General features: G+C 65.2%; 15 protein-coding genes. 7 read left to right on the top strand and 8 right to left on the bottom strand.

The genetic code is table 11. The features are described from left to right. The first annotated feature begins 89 nt into the window (after positions 1-89). Positions 90-1,106, top strand: coding sequence for an asparaginase (locus tag AC1DVM_RS12585; RefSeq protein ID WP_477254777.1), 1,017 nt, complete (start codon positions 90-92; stop codon positions 1,104-1,106). On the opposite strand, the gene meaB is transcribed toward AC1DVM_RS12585, so the two are convergent. Beyond that, positions 1,103-2,089 (bottom strand): methylmalonyl Co-A mutase-associated GTPase MeaB, encoded by a 987-nt coding sequence (meaB, locus tag AC1DVM_RS12580; protein ID WP_477254776.1) that lies wholly within the window; start codon positions 2,087-2,089, stop codon positions 1,103-1,105. The two genes, AC1DVM_RS12585 and meaB, sit on opposite strands and share 4 nt — an antisense overlap. Positions 2,090-2,120: 31 nt before the next feature. Continuing rightward, entirely contained in the window at positions 2,121-2,876 is a 756-nt protein-coding gene (locus AC1DVM_RS12575) for a DUF3750 domain-containing protein (RefSeq protein WP_477254775.1), read from the bottom strand. 161 nt (positions 2,877-3,037) lie between these two features. Between AC1DVM_RS12575 and AC1DVM_RS12570 the strand changes: the two genes are divergently transcribed. From AC1DVM_RS12570 to AC1DVM_RS12560, 3 genes are all read left to right on the top strand, one after another. Beyond that, complete coding sequence (locus AC1DVM_RS12570) at positions 3,038-4,024, top strand: alpha/beta hydrolase (RefSeq protein ID WP_477254774.1); 987 nt, start codon at positions 3,038-3,040, stop codon at positions 4,022-4,024. Positions 4,025-4,097: 73 nt separating this feature from the next. Further along, positions 4,098-4,943, top strand: a complete 846-nt coding sequence (locus tag AC1DVM_RS12565; RefSeq protein WP_477254773.1) for an EamA family transporter — start codon at positions 4,098-4,100, stop codon at positions 4,941-4,943. 73 nt (positions 4,944-5,016) lie between these two features. Next, complete coding sequence (locus AC1DVM_RS12560) at positions 5,017-5,643, top strand: LysE family translocator (protein ID WP_477254772.1); 627 nt, start codon at positions 5,017-5,019, stop codon at positions 5,641-5,643. Positions 5,644-5,653: 10 nt separating this feature from the next. Here the strand turns inward: AC1DVM_RS12560 and AC1DVM_RS12555 are convergent, their stop codons facing one another. From AC1DVM_RS12555 to AC1DVM_RS12535, 5 genes are all read right to left on the bottom strand, one after another. Beyond that, on the bottom strand, positions 5,654-6,475 hold the full coding sequence (locus AC1DVM_RS12555) for an ADYC domain-containing protein (RefSeq protein WP_477254771.1): 822 nt from the start codon (positions 6,473-6,475) through the stop codon (positions 5,654-5,656). A 54-nt stretch (positions 6,476-6,529) separates the two neighbouring features. Then, entirely contained in the window at positions 6,530-6,835 is a 306-nt protein-coding gene (locus AC1DVM_RS12550; protein ID WP_477254770.1) for a pentapeptide repeat-containing protein, read from the bottom strand. Positions 6,836-7,170: 335 nt separating this feature from the next. Further along, a complete protein-coding gene (gene scpA, locus AC1DVM_RS12545) occupies positions 7,171-9,330 on the bottom strand; it encodes a methylmalonyl-CoA mutase (RefSeq protein ID WP_477254769.1) in 2,160 nt (719 codons plus the stop codon). An 80-nt stretch (positions 9,331-9,410) separates the two neighbouring features. Continuing rightward, positions 9,411-11,384, bottom strand: a complete 1,974-nt coding sequence (locus AC1DVM_RS12540; RefSeq protein ID WP_477254768.1) for a methylmalonyl-CoA mutase family protein — start codon at positions 11,382-11,384, stop codon at positions 9,411-9,413. A 125-nt stretch (positions 11,385-11,509) separates the two neighbouring features. Next, on the bottom strand, positions 11,510-11,890 hold the full coding sequence (locus AC1DVM_RS12535; RefSeq protein ID WP_477254767.1) for a DUF2267 domain-containing protein: 381 nt from the start codon (positions 11,888-11,890) through the stop codon (positions 11,510-11,512). A gap of 134 nt (positions 11,891-12,024) precedes the next feature. Here AC1DVM_RS12535 and AC1DVM_RS12530 point away from each other — a divergent pair, with 134 nt between their 5' ends. Both AC1DVM_RS12530 and AC1DVM_RS12525 read left to right on the top strand, forming a co-directional pair. Further along, complete coding sequence (locus AC1DVM_RS12530) at positions 12,025-13,563, top strand: helicase HerA-like domain-containing protein (RefSeq protein WP_477254766.1); 1,539 nt, start codon at positions 12,025-12,027, stop codon at positions 13,561-13,563. Between the two features lie 251 nt (positions 13,564-13,814). Continuing rightward, positions 13,815-15,197 carry a M20/M25/M40 family metallo-hydrolase gene (locus AC1DVM_RS12525; RefSeq protein WP_477254765.1) on the top strand — a complete coding sequence of 461 codons (1,383 nt, stop codon included), beginning with the start codon at positions 13,815-13,817 and terminating at the stop codon, positions 15,195-15,197. Between the two features lie 4 nt (positions 15,198-15,201). Here the strand turns inward: AC1DVM_RS12525 and AC1DVM_RS12520 are convergent, their stop codons facing one another. Next, positions 15,202-15,879: a haloacid dehalogenase type II gene (locus AC1DVM_RS12520; protein WP_477254764.1), complete on the bottom strand. Its 678-nt coding sequence runs from the start codon at positions 15,877-15,879 to the stop codon at positions 15,202-15,204. Positions 15,880-16,038: 159 nt separating this feature from the next. Here AC1DVM_RS12520 and AC1DVM_RS12515 point away from each other — a divergent pair, with 159 nt between their 5' ends. After that, the gene (locus AC1DVM_RS12515; RefSeq protein WP_477254763.1) at positions 16,039-16,914 is read left to right on the top strand and encodes a branched-chain amino acid aminotransferase; all 876 of its coding nucleotides are present in this window, start codon (positions 16,039-16,041) and stop codon (positions 16,912-16,914) included. Positions 16,915-16,955: the final 41 nt, after the last annotated feature.

Raw genomic sequence — 16,955 nt, 5'->3', positions numbered from 1 at the left:
CATGGCCGAAACTGAGGATGACGGTTGGGAAGTCTTTGACTTCCCGTCCTCAGAGGCACAAAAGACCGCGATTCAATTTGAGGCCGTTTATGCTGAACCCTGTTCTCGTCGAGGTCGTGCGCGGCCATCTGGTGGAATCGCGCCATCGCGGCAGCGTTTCGGTGGTGGCGGCGGATGGCGGCGTGGTGTTTTCGCTCGGCGACATGGAAACGCCCGTCTACCCCCGTTCGGCCATCAAGGGCTTGCAGGCCCTCCCTTTGGTCGAGACCGGAATCGCCGAACGATTAGGACTTACCGACGAAGAAATCGCGCTCGCCTGCGCGTCGCATTCCGGCGAGCCCGCTCATGCGGCGGTCGCGGCCGCGATGCTGGCGAAGGCCGGTCGCGATGTCTCATGCCTCGAATGCGGCATTCACTGGCCGATGGGCGAGGGGGCCAACCGGGCGCTCGTCGCGAGCGGTGCAAACCCTTCGGCCCTGCACAACAATTGCTCGGGCAAGCATGCGGGCTTCATCTGCCTCGCCTGCGGCACGGGGAGCGATCCGGCCGGATATGTCAGGGCCGACCACGCCGTGCAGCAGCGGGTCCRCTCGACGCTCGAAGACCTGACGGGCGCGTGTCACGACGAGGAGCATAGCGGCATCGACGGTTGTTCGATCCCGACCTATGCGATTCCCCTGCCGGCCATGGCTTTCGGCTTTGCCCGTTTCGGCACCGGAATCGGCCTCCCGCCCGATACGGCGAAAGCGGCGGCGCGCATCCGCAGGGCGGTGGCGGCCCACCCCTTCATGGTCGCCGGGACGGATCGGTTCGACACGAAGGTCATGGAGATCCTGGGCGAGCGGGCCTTCATCAAGGTCGGCGCCGAGGGGGTCTATTGCGCCGCCCTGCCGGAACTCGGCTATGGCATCGCGCTGAAGGTCGATGACGGGGGCACCCGCGCCGCGGAGGGCATCATGGGAGCGCTGCTCCTGCGCTACCTCACCCTCGACGACACCGCGCGCGCTGCGGTCGAGGCTCTCGCCCGCCCGGTCATGAAGAACTGGAACGGCATCGAAGTGGGCGCCTTGCGCGCAACCGGCGAGCTCGAGGCGAGCGGAATCTAGAGACCCAGCAGCCCCACGATCTCGTCGGCGCCGGCGGTGGGGGACAGCCTACCCTCCGCGATGGCGTGCTCGATTTCCGGTACGCGCCGGCGCAGCGCCGCGTCGTGAGCGAGCCGCTCCCGCAGGCGTTCGTGGACGAGGGCCCACATCCATTTGGAATCCTGAGCGCGCCTTTTCGCCTGAAGCTCGCCGCTCGCCTCCATGCGCTTGCGATGGTCCAGCACTTTGCTCCAGAGCTCGTCGAGCCCCTGGCCGGTCAGGCCCGAGACGGTGACGACGGGCGGCGTCCATACGGGGGAAGCCGGGGTGAGGATATGGAGCGCCGCCTTGTATTCGGCGGCCGCTGCCTTCGCCCGCAGGAGATCTTCGTCGGCCTTGTTGACCGCGATCATGTCGGCGAGTTCCAGGATGCCCTTCTTGATCCCCTGCAATTCGTCGCCGGCGCCGGGCAGCATCAGTACGAGGAAGAAATCCGTCAGGTCCGCCACCGCCGTTTCGGATTGCCCGACTCCCACCGTCTCGACGAGAATCACGTCGAACCCGGCGGCTTCGCAGAGCAGCATCGTCTCGCGGGTCTTGGCCGCCACGCCGCCGAGCGTTCCGGATGACGGGGAGGGGCGGATGAAGGCGTTCGGATCCACCGCCAGCCGCGCCATGCGGGTCTTGTCGCCCAGGATCGCGCCGCCGCTGCGGGTCGAGGTGGGGTCGACCGCCAGGACCGCCACCTTGTGGCCCCGCCCGGTCAGCAGCGTTCCCAGCGCGTCGATGGCGGTCGATTTTCCGACGCCCGGAACGCCCGTGATGCCCACCCGGACGGCCTTGCCCGTTCGCGGCATCAGCACCCGCAGCAATTCGCGCGCCTTCGCGCGGTGATCGGGGCGGCGGGATTCCATCAGCGTGATGGCGCGCGCCAGCACGGCGCGATCGCCGCTCGCGACGGCGTCGGGCGTGATGTCGGTCTTGCGAGAGGAGCCCCCGGTCATGGACCAGCTTTAGCGCGTTCGCGGCCGGTTTTCACCAGACGATCGGCTGCATACCGATCCGTCCCCAGCCGGGGAGCTTCAGGGCCGGGCGGCGGATGTCGATGCCGGCGACGAGGCCCAGGAAATCGAACTCGATGCCCTCGACCCACCCGACTGCGACGCCCACATAGCCGCCCAGCGAAATCTGAACGCCGGTTCGACTCGGAGTCAGGCCGACGATGTCGCGGTAAGGCTGCCAGTTCTTGCCCAAAGCCGTCGGCGGAAGGGCGGCGCCGAGTTCGGGAACGGAGCGCATCACATGCGCCACGAAGGTGTTCGAATTCGGCCCCGGCCAAGCGTGATAATCCCCCGAGACGCGGTAGGGATAGCTCGCCACCGCCGCCTGGATCTGAGGGATCAGGCCTTGTGCCGCCTCGCCCTCGATCAGCACGATGGGCTGCGGCGCGTTGCCGAACCAGCGCCCGTCCGGCGCCCAGCCGTTGGTGCGCACCGGCGAACCCCATCCGACCTTGTCGTAGCGGGTATAGCGGTCGGCTCCTGCCTCCTTCACGACCACCCAGGTGTGATGGGCGAAGATGCCGCGCCAGCGGCCGACCCGGGCCGCATAGACGGCCACGATCGCATCCGGCGCGGTCGCCGGAAGCGGCAGCAGGCTCGCGCTCGACCAATCGGCCTGGCGGTAATTGGGCGCCACGTCCTCGCGCAGGGACCACCACAGGGCGTGGGCGCCCAGCGGCAGCAAGAACAATCCGACGATGACGAGGAGGAGGCGGGCGAGAAACATCATGGCCGATTTAGGCAGGTCGGCCCGCCGCATCAAGCGTTAAGCCGTTCACCAAAGATTGACCATGTTCCCAAAGAGAGGCCCCCGAGCCTTCCTGCTGCCTTGTGCCCGCCACGTTCGGGCGCGACAGAGCGGGCCCGCCCTTCTCCCGCCCCATCGGAATCATGCTTCAACCCACCCGCCGCCTTGCCGTCGTTGCTTTCGCAAGCCTCGCGCTCTCTGCCTGCGTCGGGGGCGAATCGATCCTGTCCAGCCCATCCCGATCGCCACGACCCGGCCTCTCCAACGATCCGCGCCTCTTGATCGCCACGACGCGCATGCCCGTGAGCGACCCCATCAAGAAGCCGTGGTTCAGCGCGCAGCGCTCCGCCGACATGGTGTTCGCGGAAGCGCGCCTCACCCAACCGGATCGCTCGCTTCTCGGACGCGTGACCTCGGGCGGCCGGGAGATCGCCTCGGTTGATTCCGTCGACCGTTCGACCGCCGCGCAATCCTTCGCCCAGGCCGCTTTGGGGCGTGATCTGCTGCTCTACATCCACGGCTATCGCGAAAGCTTCGAGACGGCCGCGACCTCCACCATCGAACTCTCCGAAGGCATTCGTTTTCCCGGCGCGACGGGCCTCTTCACCTGGCCGTCGGCGGGCTCGACCTTCAGCTATGTGAGCGACCGCGAAAGCGCCATGTGGTCCCGCGATGCGCTGGAGGATTTGCTCTCGGCCATCGCCAAGTCGCCGAGCGGTGGGCGCATCCATATCGTGGCCCACAGCATGGGAACGCTTTTGACCCTCGAAACTTTGCGGATGCTGCGCGGTTCCGGTGGCGAGGGCGCCATGTCGCGGATCGGCGCGGTCGTGATGGCCGCCCCCGATATCGACATCGACCTTTTCGCCCGCGGCCTCGAGCGGCTGGGACCGGATGCGAAGAAGATCACCGTCATCAGCTCCACCAACGACCGCGCGCTTGCCATGTCGAGCCGGCTCGCAGGCGGCATCGTGCGCGCCGGCGCGGCGGATCGCGAACGCCTCGAATCCCTTGGGGTTCGCGTCGCGGACGCGTCGGAATTCGGCGGCGGCATCATCAACCACGACCTCTTCCTGTCGAATCCGGAAGTCCAGCAGGTGGTGAAGCGGGCGATCGAGCGGGCGAACTGAGTTTCGCAGAACGGGTCCCGCCATGCCAAGCTGAACGACGCCGAATCGGCTTGGCCCGCCAGCGAGGACCCGCATGGCTTCCAACGTTCTCGTCGCGGTTCTGCTCGCGGCCTTCCTCCACGCGACCTGGAACGCGATGGCCAAGAGCGGCGCGGGCGATGCGCTGACGCGATCCGCGCTGATCGGAATCGGCTCGGCGCTCGCGGCGCTTCCCGTCATCGCCGTCGTGGGATTTCCTGACGTTGCGTCATGGCCGTATCTCTTGGCATCGGCACTCGTCCATGTGGGCTATTTCGTGCTCATCGGCCTCGCGTATCGCCATTCGGATTACTCGGCCATCTATCCGCTCCTGCGCGGCGGCGCGCCGCTCTTCACGGCTTTGCTGGCGACATTCCTGTTCGGCGAATTGCTGACGCCTCTCGCATGGCTCGGCCTCGTTCTGCTGTGCTGCGGCATCATCGGGCTGAGCGCGGACGGCCTGCGCGGCGGCGCACTCAGCGCCCGCAGCATGGGGGTGGCGGCGCTCACGGGCGTCACCATCGTCACCTACACGCTGATCGACGGCGCCGGCGCGCGTGTGTCCGGCAATGCGGCGCGCTATGTGTCGACGCTGGTCGCGCTCACCGGCCTGTTCATCCTGCCGCTGCTGGTGGGCCTGCGCGGCCCTGTGTTCCGACGAACCGTCGCGGCGTTCTGGCCCAAGGCTCTCGCAGGCGGCGCCATGGGCACACTGTCTTACGGAACGGCCTTGTGGGCCATGACGAAAGCGCCCATCGGTCTGGTAGGCGCCCTGCGCGAAGTCTCGGTGCTGTTCGCCGCCGCGATCGGCGCGGCGATCCTGAAGGAGAACTTCGGCGCGGCGCGGTGGATCGCCGCTTGTGTGATCGTGACGGGGCTCGTTCTGGCGAAGGCCGGATGAGGCCACGGCCGGCCCACTCGACAGGCGCGCGGGTTTATGGCTCCCTCATTGCGAAAGTTAGAAAGACCGCCCGATGACGTTCGAAACCTGGCTCGCTTTCGCGGCCGCCTCCACCATCCTGGTGATCATTCCCGGCCCGACGATTCTTCTCGTCGTTTCCTACGCGCTCGGACAGGGCTGGCGCACCGCGCTGCCCATGGCCATCGGCGTGGCGTTGGGCGATTTCACCGCCATGAGTTTTTCTCTTCTGGGTCTCGGCGCGCTGCTCGCCGCCTCGGCGAACCTGTTCACGCTTCTGAAATGGGTGGGCGCCGCCTATCTGATCTGGCTCGGCATCAAGCTGTGGCGCGCCGGCGGCACCCTCGACGCCAAACCGCGGACGGATGCGGTCTCGTCCCTGAAAATGCTCGGCCATGCGTGGCTGGTGACGGCGCTCAACCCCAAGGGCCTCACCTTCTTCATGGCCTTCCTGCCGCAATTCATCGACACCAAAGCGGCCTTCGCACCCCAGATCGCCATCTTTGCCACGACCTTCCTCGTCCTGGCCTTCGCGAACGCCTTCACCTACGCGCTCATCGCCTCCCGCGCCCGCAACGTCGTGCGCAACCCGCGCATGATGGGCATCGTCAACAAGGTCGGCGGCTCGCTGCTCATCGGCGCGGGTGTGGCAACGGTGGGGCTGCGGGTGGGGCAGGGGTGATGTTGGCGCGTCAATCGGGCGACCCCGCAGGATCTTTCTCAGCGACTTCCAGCGCGACAGCGTTAGATCGATTGAAAATCAACGCCCGCGAATCTCGTCGCGCCGATTCCTCCGAACAGGCCCGCGTCCCGATGGCGTTTGCGAGACGGGGATAGCGCGCCGCGATCTCGTTCAGGGTTATGTTCTGTCTGATCCGCGAATTGGCGACGCAAACCGCGCCGTGAGGACTCCACGCGGCTTCAAATTCCATATTGACACTTCTGTCTGGCGTCTGAATCCCGAAGCGGTCAAAGACATCGATGAGTGTTCCGTCGCGCGTTGTTGAAACGCCGTCGCCGCCGTAATCGGCCCGGACCATGCGGATGCAGGCGCGATGAAGATCGCGCATCGGCACGTCATCGCGGATTTCCCATGGTCGATACCCCATCAGAACGCATTTTCCTTCCGCTCCGCTCGTGCAGGTGAAGGCAAAACCACCTCTTTCATCTGGAAGAGGAAAACCGGCTCTGCGGCCCGTCGCGTCTGGGCGACACAGATTTGAGATGATTTGTCGCTCCGCATTGCGATAGGTCAGTGTGTAGAGCTGCAGCGCTCCTCCCGTTGTGACGTGCCCCTCTTCGATGGCGTCGATCTGCACCACCTTGTCGCCCTGTGGACTGCCGATCACCAACTGCACGCCGACCAAATCCTGCCCCCCCAGAATCCGTCCGTCGGCGAGTTCCAATAACAGTTCCGTACCGGTCACTTTGAGGTGGCTGTCTCCCGCATGAGCGATGTGAGGGGACGCGAGGAGCGAGAATGGAATTAGAAAAATTGGCAGCAAGCGACGCATTACAATCTCCTTGTGCGCCCCCCACCGAAGCGAGGGGCGCCGCCCAGCTCTGGACTATTCGGTCGGAACGACCAGTCCATCGGGAAGAATTGCTGCCTTCACCGGGAGTGATTGCGCCACCGTCCCATTCAGCTGGCTGCCGTTGAGCTGGCTGCCGTTGAGCTGGCTGCCATTCAGCTGACTGCCGTTGAGCTGACTGCCGTTGAGCTGGCTGCCATTCAGCTGACTGCCGTTGAGCTGGCTGCCGTTGAGCTGACTTCCGTTTGTTGAAAGTCCGTTCGGCGAGATCGCGGCGTTTGCTCCTGAGGCTGCGAATGCAGCACTGATGGCAAGCGCCGCGAGATAGAGAGACTTCGACATTGATTTCTCCTTACTGTTACAACAGCAGAGCCACGCATCCGTGGGCCCTGCCGCTGATCAACGCCGAACGTTAAATCGTTGCTCCAAAGAAAAGTACTGTGTGCCTACCGTCATGTGCGCCGAAGCACCAGAAGCTTGAGCGTATAACCTATAAGCTTGAGCGTATAATTGGCAAAATGCTATCAGCTAAGCTTGCACAGTATGAGCCGGAGCAATGAAAAAATTGCCTTTCGTGATATTTTCCTAGAGATAACAGAATTTCAGCGGCGATTTAGTTTCCGCGCACGATAAATGCCGCAAGGGTTGAGCCTGGGTCCGGACTTTGGGCCGGCGGATTACTCAGCGGCGTCTCGGGGATGATAACCAAGCCTGCGGTTCAACTCTTCCACCAACCCGATTGCCGCGTCGGCGATCACCGTTCCGGGCGGGAAGATGGCCGATGCGCCGGCGTCGCGGAGCGCTTCGAAATCCTGCTGGGGAATGACGCCGCCGACGACGATCATGATGTCGTCGCGGCCGTATTGGGCGAGCGCCGCCTTCAGCTCCGGCACGAGACTCAAGTGGCCCGCGGCGAGCGACGAGACGCCGATGATATGGACGTCGTTCTCGATAGCCTGTCGCGCGGCCTCGACCGGCGTTGCAAAGAGCGGACCGATATCCACGTCGAAGCCGAGATCGGCGAAAGCCGATGCGATGACCTTCTGGCCGCGATCGTGTCCGTCCTGTCCCATCTTGGCGACGAGGATGCGCGGACGGCGGCCGTCATGCTCGGCGAATTCCTCGACGAGCCGATGCACCTGCTCCATCGCCTGATGCGACATGCCCATCTCCCGTTTGTAGATTCCCGAGATCGCCTTGATGGACGCCACGTGGCGGCCCCAGACTTTTTCAAGCGCGTCGGAAATCTCGCCCACCGTCGCCTTCGCGCGCGCGGCCTTCACCGCGAGGTCGAGGAGATTGTCACGGCCCGCGGCGCCTTTCGACAAAGCCGCGAGCGCCGCATCCACGTCGCTTTGGTCGCGCTCTTCGCGCAGGCGGCGGAGTTTCTCGATCTGCTGGTTGCGCACGGACGCGTTGTCGACCTTCAGAATGTCGATGGTGGCCTCGCCATCGGGCTTGAAGCAATTCACGCCGATGATCTTCTGGTGGCCGGAATCGATGCGGGCCTGTGTGCGGGCGGCCGCTTCCTCGATCCGTAATTTCGGAATACCGGCCTCGATGGCCTTCGCCATGCCGCCGAGGCTCTCGATCTCCTGGATATGGCCCCACGCTTTCGCCGCGAGCTCCTGCGTCAGCTTCTCGACGTAATAGGAGCCGCCCCACGGATCGATGATGCGCGTGGTGCCGCTTTCCTGCTGCAGGAAAAGCTGCGTGTTGCGGGCGATGCGCGCGGAGAAATCGGTCGGCAGCGCCAGCGCTTCGTCGAGCGCGTTGGTGTGCAGCGATTGCGTGTGCCCTTGCGTCGCCGCCATCGCCTCGACGCAAGTGCGCACCACGTTGTTGAACACGTCCTGCGCCGCGAGCGACCAGCCGGAGGTTTGCGAATGTGTGCGCAACGGCAGCGATTTCTCGCTCTTGGGATCGAATTCCCGGACGAGCTTCGCCCAGATCAGACGCGCGGCGCGCATCTTGGCGACTTCCATGAAGAAGTTCATGCCCACCGCCCAGAAGAACGACAGGCGCGGGGCGAATTGATCGATGGTCAGGCCGGCCGCGATGCCCGCGCGGATATACTCGACGCCGTCGGCGAGCGTGTAGGCGAGTTCGAGGTCCTGCGTCGCGCCGGCTTCCTGCATGTGGTAGCCGGAGATCGAAATCGAGTTGAATTTCGGCATATGCGACGACGTGTAGGCGAAGATGTCCGAGATGATGCGCATCGACCCTTTGGGGGGGTAGATATAGGTGTTGCGCACCATGAATTCCTTGAGGATGTCGTTCTGGATCGTGCCCGACAACTTGTCGGCCGGCACGCCCTGTTCCTCGGCCGCCACGATGTAGAGCGCGAGGATCGGCAGCACCGCGCCGTTCATGGTCATAGACACGCTCATCTGGTCGAGCGGAATGCCCGAAAAGAGCGTGCGCATGTCGTAGATCGAGTCGATCGCAACCCCCGCCATGCCCACATCGCCGGACACGCGGGGATGATCGCTGTCGTAGCCGCGATGGGTCGCGAGATCGAACGCCACCGACAGCCCCTTCTGGCCCGCTGCGAGATTGCGCCGGTAGAAGGCGTTCGAATCCTCGGCCGTCGAGAATCCGGCATATTGGCGCACGGTCCAGGGCTGGTTGACATACATGGTGGGGTAGGGGCCGCGAAGATACGGCGCGATGCCGGGGAAGGTGTCGAGCGCGTCGATGCCGGCCCGATCCTCCGGGCCATAGACCCGCTTCACCGAAATCCCCTCGGGCGTCAGCCACGGCGCGCCGACGATTGCGGGGGGCGAGGCTGGGGCGGACGCCCAGTCGATGGCGGAGAAATCCGGAACCCGGGTCATGTGACGGCAAGTCTCCTTCGTAACACGCGTATTTTAAGCCATTCGCCCAGGCGATGCTACCGAGCCCGGCCCGCTTCCGGTCAGGCTCCCACCGCCGCGAGCGCCTCGTTCAGCACCGCGACGGCGTCGCTGCCCGCATGGATGAACCCGGTGGCGCCGGCCTGCGCGAGGCCTTCCGCCAGCTCGGCAGGGCGCCCCGCCACGTAGATCGGGCCGGCGGTGAGCGGCCTCAGCGCCGCGAGAGCCTCGATCCCATCCTTGGCATAAAGCGCGTCCGACGAGCACAGGCAGATCATCACGGCGTCGCTTTCGCGAAACGCCGTCGTGAGCGCGTCCTCGTTTGAGGTTCCCTCCGGCATCACGGCCTCGATCCCGCCCGCCTCGAAGAAATTCTTGGCGAAGCCTGCGCGGGCGGTATAGGCGGCCGGAGATCCGACGGTCGCGAGGAMGATTCGGGGTCGCTTTCCTGTCCGCGCCAGAGCCGCATCGGCGCGATCGCGCAAGAGCTCGAAGGGTTCCGCAGTGCGGATCGAGGGCAGGGGCTCGATGGCAAGCGGAGAGGCGCCGGCCGCCGAGCGGGTTAGTTCCGCGAATGCAACGCCGCTGGAGGCCTTGGCAACCAGTTCGGAAAAGGTCGTCGGTGCGGTGGCGGATTGCGGGATGCCGGAATCGCCCGCCGCGCTCTTTTTTCCGTTCCATAAAGGCGAGGGCATCAGCACCGTAACGTCGCCTTCGGCAAGGTTCGGAAACTCGCTCGTTCCGGTGATCGGGTCCCGGCGCGTCGCAACGGCCTTGTCGCGCTCTACCCGAACCTCCGCGATCTCCCGCTGGAGAGCGCCGCGTTTCAGGTTCTCGACGATCCCGCCGTCCCGCTCGATGGCCTGGAACACGCCCCAGGCCTTTTCGCACAAGGCTTCGGTCAGCGCCTCGAAGCCGCCGGCGCCCGAGGTTGGGTCGGCGACGCGGGCGAGGTTGGATTCCTCGATCAGGATGAGGTGGGTATTGCGGGCGACCCGTCGCGCGAACGCATCCGGCAATCCGAGCGCGGCGGTGAAGGGCAGCACCGTGATGGAATCCGCCCCGCCGAGCCCGGCCGAGAAGGTGGCGACGGTGGTACGCAGCATGTTCACCCAAGGGTCGCGCCGCGTCGTCATCCGCCACGCCGTCTCGGCATGGAGGCGGATGGGCTTTTGCTGAAGACCGCATGCCTGCTCGACGCGGGCCCAGAGGTGGCGCAGGGCGCGGAATTTCGCCACGGTGAGAAACTCATCCGCATCCGCCACGAGCAGGAACGCGAGCGTATCCCGCGCAGCCTCGAGCGGCACGCCCCCCGCTTCGAGGGCACGCAAGGTCGCGATGCCGGTGGCAAGGACGGCCGCCAACTCCTGCGCTTCGCTCGCGCCCGCTTCCTGGTAGGGCCTGCCGTCGCTGAGGAAGATGCGTCCGCCAAAACCGCGCGCCGCGAGGTCCGCCTGCGTTTCCACCATCCGCGCGGCGACTTCGTCCCAGGAAGCCGAAAGCCGGCCCATGGCCGCCATCGCGCCGAGGGGATCGAGCCCGAGATCGACCGAGAGCGCCGACAGCGCATGGCCGCGCCGTTCTGCGAGCGCCACGAACAGGGCCGCCGCCTGCCGGCCGTGACCGCCCGCGTCCAGCCGGACATGGATGAGGTCGAGCATGATATCCGCAAGGGCCCGGTCGAGATCGTCGAGGGACGTGAGCGCAAGCCCGAAGCCCCGCGACGACGGCGCCTTCGCGGCGACCAGCGTCAGCCCATCGGCCCCGCCTGCGAGATCGGCGAGCGCCAACGCGTTCGCAGTGGCGGGATCGGGATGGTCGAGTCGCTGGGAGATGCGCCACGGCCCCGTTTCGCCACGGATGACCGGCTGCGCGTCTTCGGCCTTTTCATAGAGCGGCTGGATTTCGATGCCGTCATAGGTCCGCCCCACGAGCTTCCGCTTGAAATCCGCGCCTTTCAGCACCCCTTCGACGCGACGCAGCCACGCATCGCGGGTGGCGGGCGGAAAGTCGTTGGTGAGGGTGAGGTCTGTCATCGGGCTCTGGGTGGTTGGAGAGGGGCGAATGGCGAGTGGCGAGTGGAGGAACGACGATTCGTCGAGTGAACGCCAACTACCATTCGCCATTCGCCATTTCGCCATTCGCTATCTTGCCATTCGCCTCAGACAAACTGCGACAATCCCGGGATCGACCCGACGATCGGGCCCATCACGTCCTCGCCGGCCTTTTCGCGGCCGAAGGTCAGGAGTTCGTGTCCGAGGGGCTGCATCTGCCCCATGGATACGCCCGCGCTCATCAACTGGCCGCCGAGCGCCATGACGCCGCCGCCCATCGAGCCGACCATGCCCATCAGGCCGCCGCCGGTGCCCGATTGCGCCATCGCGATCGCGTCCTCGGCGCCCGGAAATGCCGCGACGAGCTGGTTGACCTCCGCCTCGGGGCCCTCTTTCCGGAGATAGGCCAGGATGATGCCGATCGCCTTTCGGGCGGTGTCGGCGTCGAGGCCGGTCTTCTGCGTGACCCGTGCGATCAGCTCTTCCACGTGATTCTCCTCAGGAAATTGGACATGTTCAGACGATAGTTCGCCGTCCGGCCCTCCAAAATCAAGTGAGAGGGCCAGTAGAATCCCTCGCCGCCTTTCCTTAGAGTCGCGCCCAAGCATACCGGAGACCAACGATGCTCGAAGACGGCAAGATCCTTATCGGCAAAAGCACCAAGCCGGAAACTCTCGATCTGAGGCTCGCCAACCGGCACGGTCTCATCACCGGCGCGACGGGCACCGGCAAGACCGTCTCGCTGCAGGTGCTGGCCGAAGGCTTCTCCAACGCGGGCGTCCCGGTCTTCGCATCCGACATCAAGGGCGACCTGTCGGGAATCGCTGCCCCCGGCACCGGCAAGGAGGCCTTCGTCAAGCGCGCCAAAGACATCGGCGTCGATTACGTGCCGGACCGCTTTCCGGTGGTGTTCTGGGACCTGTTCGGCGAGCAGGGCCACCGGGTGCGGGCGACGATCTCCGAAATGGGGCCGCTTCTGCTCTCGCGCCTGCTCGATCTCAACGACACGCAGGAAGGCGTGCTCAACATCGCGTTCCGCATCGCCGACGAGCAGGGCCTGCTGCTGATGGATCTCAAGGATCTGCGCGCGCTGCTGCAACTCGTCGCCGAAAACGCGCAGGAACTCACGACGACCTACGGCAACGTGTCGAAGGCCACCATCGGCACCATCCAGCGCCAGCTTCTCGTGCTCGAAAACCAGAAGGGCGAAGAGTTTCTCGGCGAGCCCGCGCTCGACATCAAGGACCTGATGCGCCGGGACCGGGACGGGCGCGGAATCATCAACATCCTGACGGCCGACAAGCTCATGAGCAATCCGCGTCTCTACGCGACGTTCCTGCTCTGGCTGATGTCCGAGCTGTTCGAGGAATTGCCGGAAGTGGGCGATCTCGACCAGCCGAAGCTGGTGTTCTTTTTCGACGAGGCGCATTTGCTCTTCAGCGACGCGCCCAAGGTGTTGATCGAGACGGTGGAGCGCGTCGTTCGCCTCATTCGCTCGAAGGGCGTCGGCGTGTACTTCATCACCCAGAACCCCGTCGACGTGCCGGAATCCGTCCTGGCGCAGCTCGGCAACCGGGTGCAGCACGCGCTTCGCGCCTACACGCCCCGGGAACAGAAAGCCGTCCGCGTGGCGGCGGAGACCTTCCGCCAGAACCCGGCCTTCGACACCGAGAAAGCGATCACCGAACTCGGTGTCGGGGAGGCTTTGGTCTCGACGCTGGAGGGCAAGGGTTCGCCCTCCATGGTGGAGCGCACGCTGATCGCACCGCCGATGGCGCAGGTCGGCCCGATCACCGAGGCGGAGCGCCTGGCGATCATCGCCGCCAGTCCCCTGCGGGGCAAATACGAGCAGACGATCGATTCGGATTCGGCCTACGAAATGCTGGCGAAACGGGCCGGGAAGGCAACCGAGGATGCACAGGCGGCGCAAGGCGGCGGCGGTATCCTCGACATCCTGGGCGGTCTTCTGGGCACCACGAGCACACGCAAGGGTTCGATGACGATGACCCAGCGCGTCACCCGCGAAGTCACCCGCACGGTGGTCAACCAGACGGTGGGGTCGCTCGCGGCCCAGATCGGCAAATCGCTCGGCGGCCGCCAGGGCGGCTCCATCGGCCGCGCGATCGTGCGGGGGACGCTGGGCGGGTTATTGCGGCGGTAGCGGCGCGACCTGCTCTCCTCCCCCTTGCGGGGAGGAGTTGGAGGTGGAGGTGGATCGACTGGGCGATCGAGTTGTTATTGATGGCGGATATCGACAATTCTCTTCAGCGCTTCGACCCTTCGACCCCCACCCTCGATCCCTCCCCGCAAGGGGGAGGGAAGAAGCGTCCCGCGCGCCTTTGAAATCGCTTGCGACCCCGCTCATCCTGAGGCTACCTGTCCGCCTCACTTTTCATCAGGCACAGCTTCTCCATGTCCCAGCTCGACCAAGTCCTTCAGCGTATCGATTCCGATCTCGACGTCTCGCTCGAACGCCTGTTCGGCTGGCTGACGATTCCGTCCATTTCCACCGACCCCGCCTACAAGGACGATTGCCGCAAGGCCGGGCAGTGGTTGGTGGATGAGCTCAAGGGTTTCGGCGTCGATGCGGCTTTGCGCGAAACCGGCGGGCATCCGGCGGTGGTCGGGCACGCGAAGGGGGAGGCGAAGCCCCATGTGCTGTTTTATGGCCATTACGACGTGCAGCCGGTCGACCCGCTCGAGCTGTGGCAGACACCGCCCTTTGAGCCGAAGATGGCGACCCTTCCCGATGGCCGGAAGGTGATTTCCGCGCGGGGGTCCTCCGACGACAAGGGTCAGGTGCTGACCTTCGTGGAGGCCTGCCGCGCCTGGAAAGCGGTCACCGGATCGCTGCCCATCAACATCACGTTCCTGGTCGAGGGCGCGGAGGAGGACGGCTCGAAATTCCTGCCGGAATTCGTCGAGGCCAACAAGGACGAATTGAAGGCCGACGTGGCGCTCGTCTGCGACACCGGCATGTGGGACCAGAACACCCCCGCCATCACGTCGTCCCTGCGCGGCATGGTCTATGAGGAGGTCATCGTGCGCTGCGCCGACCGGGACCTGCATTCGGGCCAGTTCGGCGGCGCCGCGCGCAATCCGATCCACGTTCTCGCCAAGATCATCGCGGCGGTCCACGACGCGGACGGCCGCATCACCATTCCGCATTTCTACGACGGCGTGCCGGAAACGCCGACGCAGATGCTGGAGCAATGGCGCAAGCTCAACCTGACGGAAGAGGAATATCTCGGACAGGTTGGCCTCAAGCATTCGGCCGGCGAAAAGGGCCGCATGCTCATCGAGCAGATCCAGTCCCGTCCGACCTGCGACGTGAACGGCATCATCGGCGGCTATACGGGCGAGGGCACCAAGACCGTCATCGCGGCGGAAGCGCGCTGCAAAATCTCGTTCCGGCTCGTCGGCGACCAGGACCCGGCGGCGATCTCGAAGAATTTCCAGGCCTTCGTCGAAGAGCGCATCCCCGCCGATTGCTCGGTGGAGTTCATCCGCCACAAGGGCTCGCGCGCGCAGATGCTGCCGCACGATTTCCCGGCGCTGACCGCCGCCAAGGGCGCGCTGCATGACGAATGGAAGGTCGATCCGATCGTCATCGGCATGGGCGGCTCGATCCCCATCGGCGGCGATTTCAAGCGCGTGCTGGGTCTCGACACGCTCTTCGTGGGCTTCGGCCTCGACGACGACCGCATTCACTCGCCGAATGAGAAATACGACCTCAAGAGCTTCCACAAGGGCACGCGCTCATGGGCGCGTATTCTGGCGGCGCTCGCCAAGTAGGCCTTCAGAAGAGGGTATCCAGCGACGACACGACGGCGCGGGGTGCAAGCTCCGCGTATTCGTCCGGCAGCCCCTGGCGGTTGACCCAGACGCTGGCCATGCCGAACGCGGTCGCGCCCGCCACATCCCAGCGGTTCGAGGACACGAACACGACCTCGTGGATGCCCAGCAAGAGCTTGGACAGGGCGAAGCGATAGGTGCTCGGGCTCGTCTTGAAGATTTTCGCGCCGTCGACCGACAGAACGGGATCGACGAGGGATTCAAGGCCGGCTGATGAGACCGCCGCGTTCAGCATGTCGGGGTCGCCGTTGGACAGGATCGCGGTCGCAAGCCCGCGCGCCCGCAGGGCCTCCAGCGCCGGCCTCACGTCCGGATAGGCGGCGAGATGGCGGTAGGCGTCGAGGAGGAGCGGTTTGACCGACCTGTCGATGGCGGGATGGAGCGCCAGGGCGTAATCGAGCGCTTTTTCGGTGAGGACGGAAAACCGCTCGTAACGCCCGGCGAGCGACAGCACCCAGGAATATTCCAGTTGCTTCGCGCGCCAGATGTCCGACAGCCTTGCGGCGTCGGGGCCGATCCTGTCGGCGTGGAGGCGAACGGCGGAATGGACGTCGAAAAGCGTGCCGTAGGCGTCGAAAACGACCGCTCTGGTGCCGGCATGGATGACAGATGATGCGCCCATCGGCTAAACCATACACCGACGGGCGCCGGCCACCAACGCGATCGATCAGCCTTGCACGTGCAATCGATCAAAACACTTCATGGTCCGGCGCGCTCGACGGCGATTGACGGACTCGCCGGCAGCGCTTTCGATTAAGACAGAGAAACTGACCCAAAAGGGATGAAACACGTGGCTTGGTATTCGCAGACATGGAACTGGTTCAATGGCGCCTGGCATGAGGGCAACCCGCCGATCATCGGGCCACGCTCGCATGTCTCCTGGCTCGGTTCCTCGGTGTTCGACGGCGCGCGCTATTTCGAAGGCGTCACGCCGGATCTCGACCGCCATGCGGAGCGGGTGAACCGGTCGGCGAAGGTCATCGGTCTCGAGCCCACCATGGAGCCCGGCCGCATCGTCGAACTCGTGCGCGAGGGCCTGAAGAAGTTCTCCCCCGAGACGGCGCTCTATCTGAAGCCCATGTATTGGGGCGAGGCCGAGGGCCTGGCCACCATCTCGCCCGATCCTGACTCGACCCAGTTCTGCCTGTCGCTCTTCGAGGCGCCGATGCCGGTGCCGGGCGGGACCTCGGTGATGAAATCGAGCTTCCGGCGACCGACTCTCGAAACCATGCCGACGGATTCGAAAGCCGGCTGCCTCTATCCCAACAACGCCCGCGCCCTTCGCGAAGCCAAGGCGAAAGGGTTCGACAACGCGCTCGTCTGCGACGCTCTCGGGAACGTGGCCGAAACCACGACGTCGAACGTCTTCATGGCGAAGGACGGCGTGGTCCACACGCCGGCCACCAACGGCACGTTTCTCAATGGCATCACGCGCCAGCGGGTGATCCAGCTTCTGCGCGACGACGGCGCCGAGGTGGTCGAGTCGACCCTGCGCTACGAGGATTTCGTCAATGCCGACGAGATCTTCATCTCGGGCAATTATTCGAAAGTGATGCCGGTTCTGCGCATCGACGACCGCGACCTGCAGCCGGGCCGCTTCTATCGCCGCGCCCGCGAATTGTACTGGGCTTTCGCGCACGACAAGAGCGCCGCCTGATCGACGAGCGGAGGCCCCTCACCCTCGCTTCGCTCGACCTC

The organism is Microvirga sp. P4_A5 (genome assembly GCF_056402495.1).
This window is presented reverse-complemented; position numbering and strand designations above follow the sequence as displayed.

Excerpts from the sequence above, each read along its gene's own strand:
- AC1DVM_RS12575 (WP_477254775.1), bottom strand. The coding sequence starts at position 2,876 with ATGATGTTTCTCGCCCGCCTCCTCCTCGTCATCGTCGGATTGTTCTTG.
- AC1DVM_RS12550 (WP_477254770.1), bottom strand. The coding sequence starts at position 6,835 with ATGTCGAAGTCTCTCTATCTCGCGGCGCTTGCCATCAGTGCTGCATTC.
- AC1DVM_RS12525 (WP_477254765.1), top strand. The coding sequence starts at position 13,815 with ATGTCCCAGCTCGACCAAGTCCTTCAGCGTATCGATTCCGATCTCGAC.
- AC1DVM_RS12570 (WP_477254774.1), top strand. The coding sequence starts at position 3,038 with ATGCTTCAACCCACCCGCCGCCTTGCCGTCGTTGCTTTCGCAAGCCTC.
- AC1DVM_RS12515 (WP_477254763.1), top strand. The coding sequence starts at position 16,039 with ATGAAACACGTGGCTTGGTATTCGCAGACATGGAACTGGTTCAATGGC.
- AC1DVM_RS12520 (WP_477254764.1), bottom strand. The coding sequence starts at position 15,879 with ATGGGCGCATCATCTGTCATCCATGCCGGCACCAGAGCGGTCGTTTTC.
- AC1DVM_RS12565 (WP_477254773.1), top strand. The coding sequence starts at position 4,098 with ATGGCTTCCAACGTTCTCGTCGCGGTTCTGCTCGCGGCCTTCCTCCAC.
- AC1DVM_RS12555 (WP_477254771.1), bottom strand. The coding sequence starts at position 6,475 with ATGCGTCGCTTGCTGCCAATTTTTCTAATTCCATTCTCGCTCCTCGCG.
- AC1DVM_RS12560 (WP_477254772.1), top strand. The coding sequence starts at position 5,017 with ATGACGTTCGAAACCTGGCTCGCTTTCGCGGCCGCCTCCACCATCCTG.
- AC1DVM_RS12530 (WP_477254766.1), top strand. The coding sequence starts at position 12,025 with ATGCTCGAAGACGGCAAGATCCTTATCGGCAAAAGCACCAAGCCGGAA.
- scpA (WP_477254769.1), bottom strand. The coding sequence starts at position 9,330 with ATGACCCGGGTTCCGGATTTCTCCGCCATCGACTGGGCGTCCGCCCCA.
- meaB (WP_477254776.1), bottom strand. The coding sequence starts at position 2,089 with ATGACCGGGGGCTCCTCTCGCAAGACCGACATCACGCCCGACGCCGTC.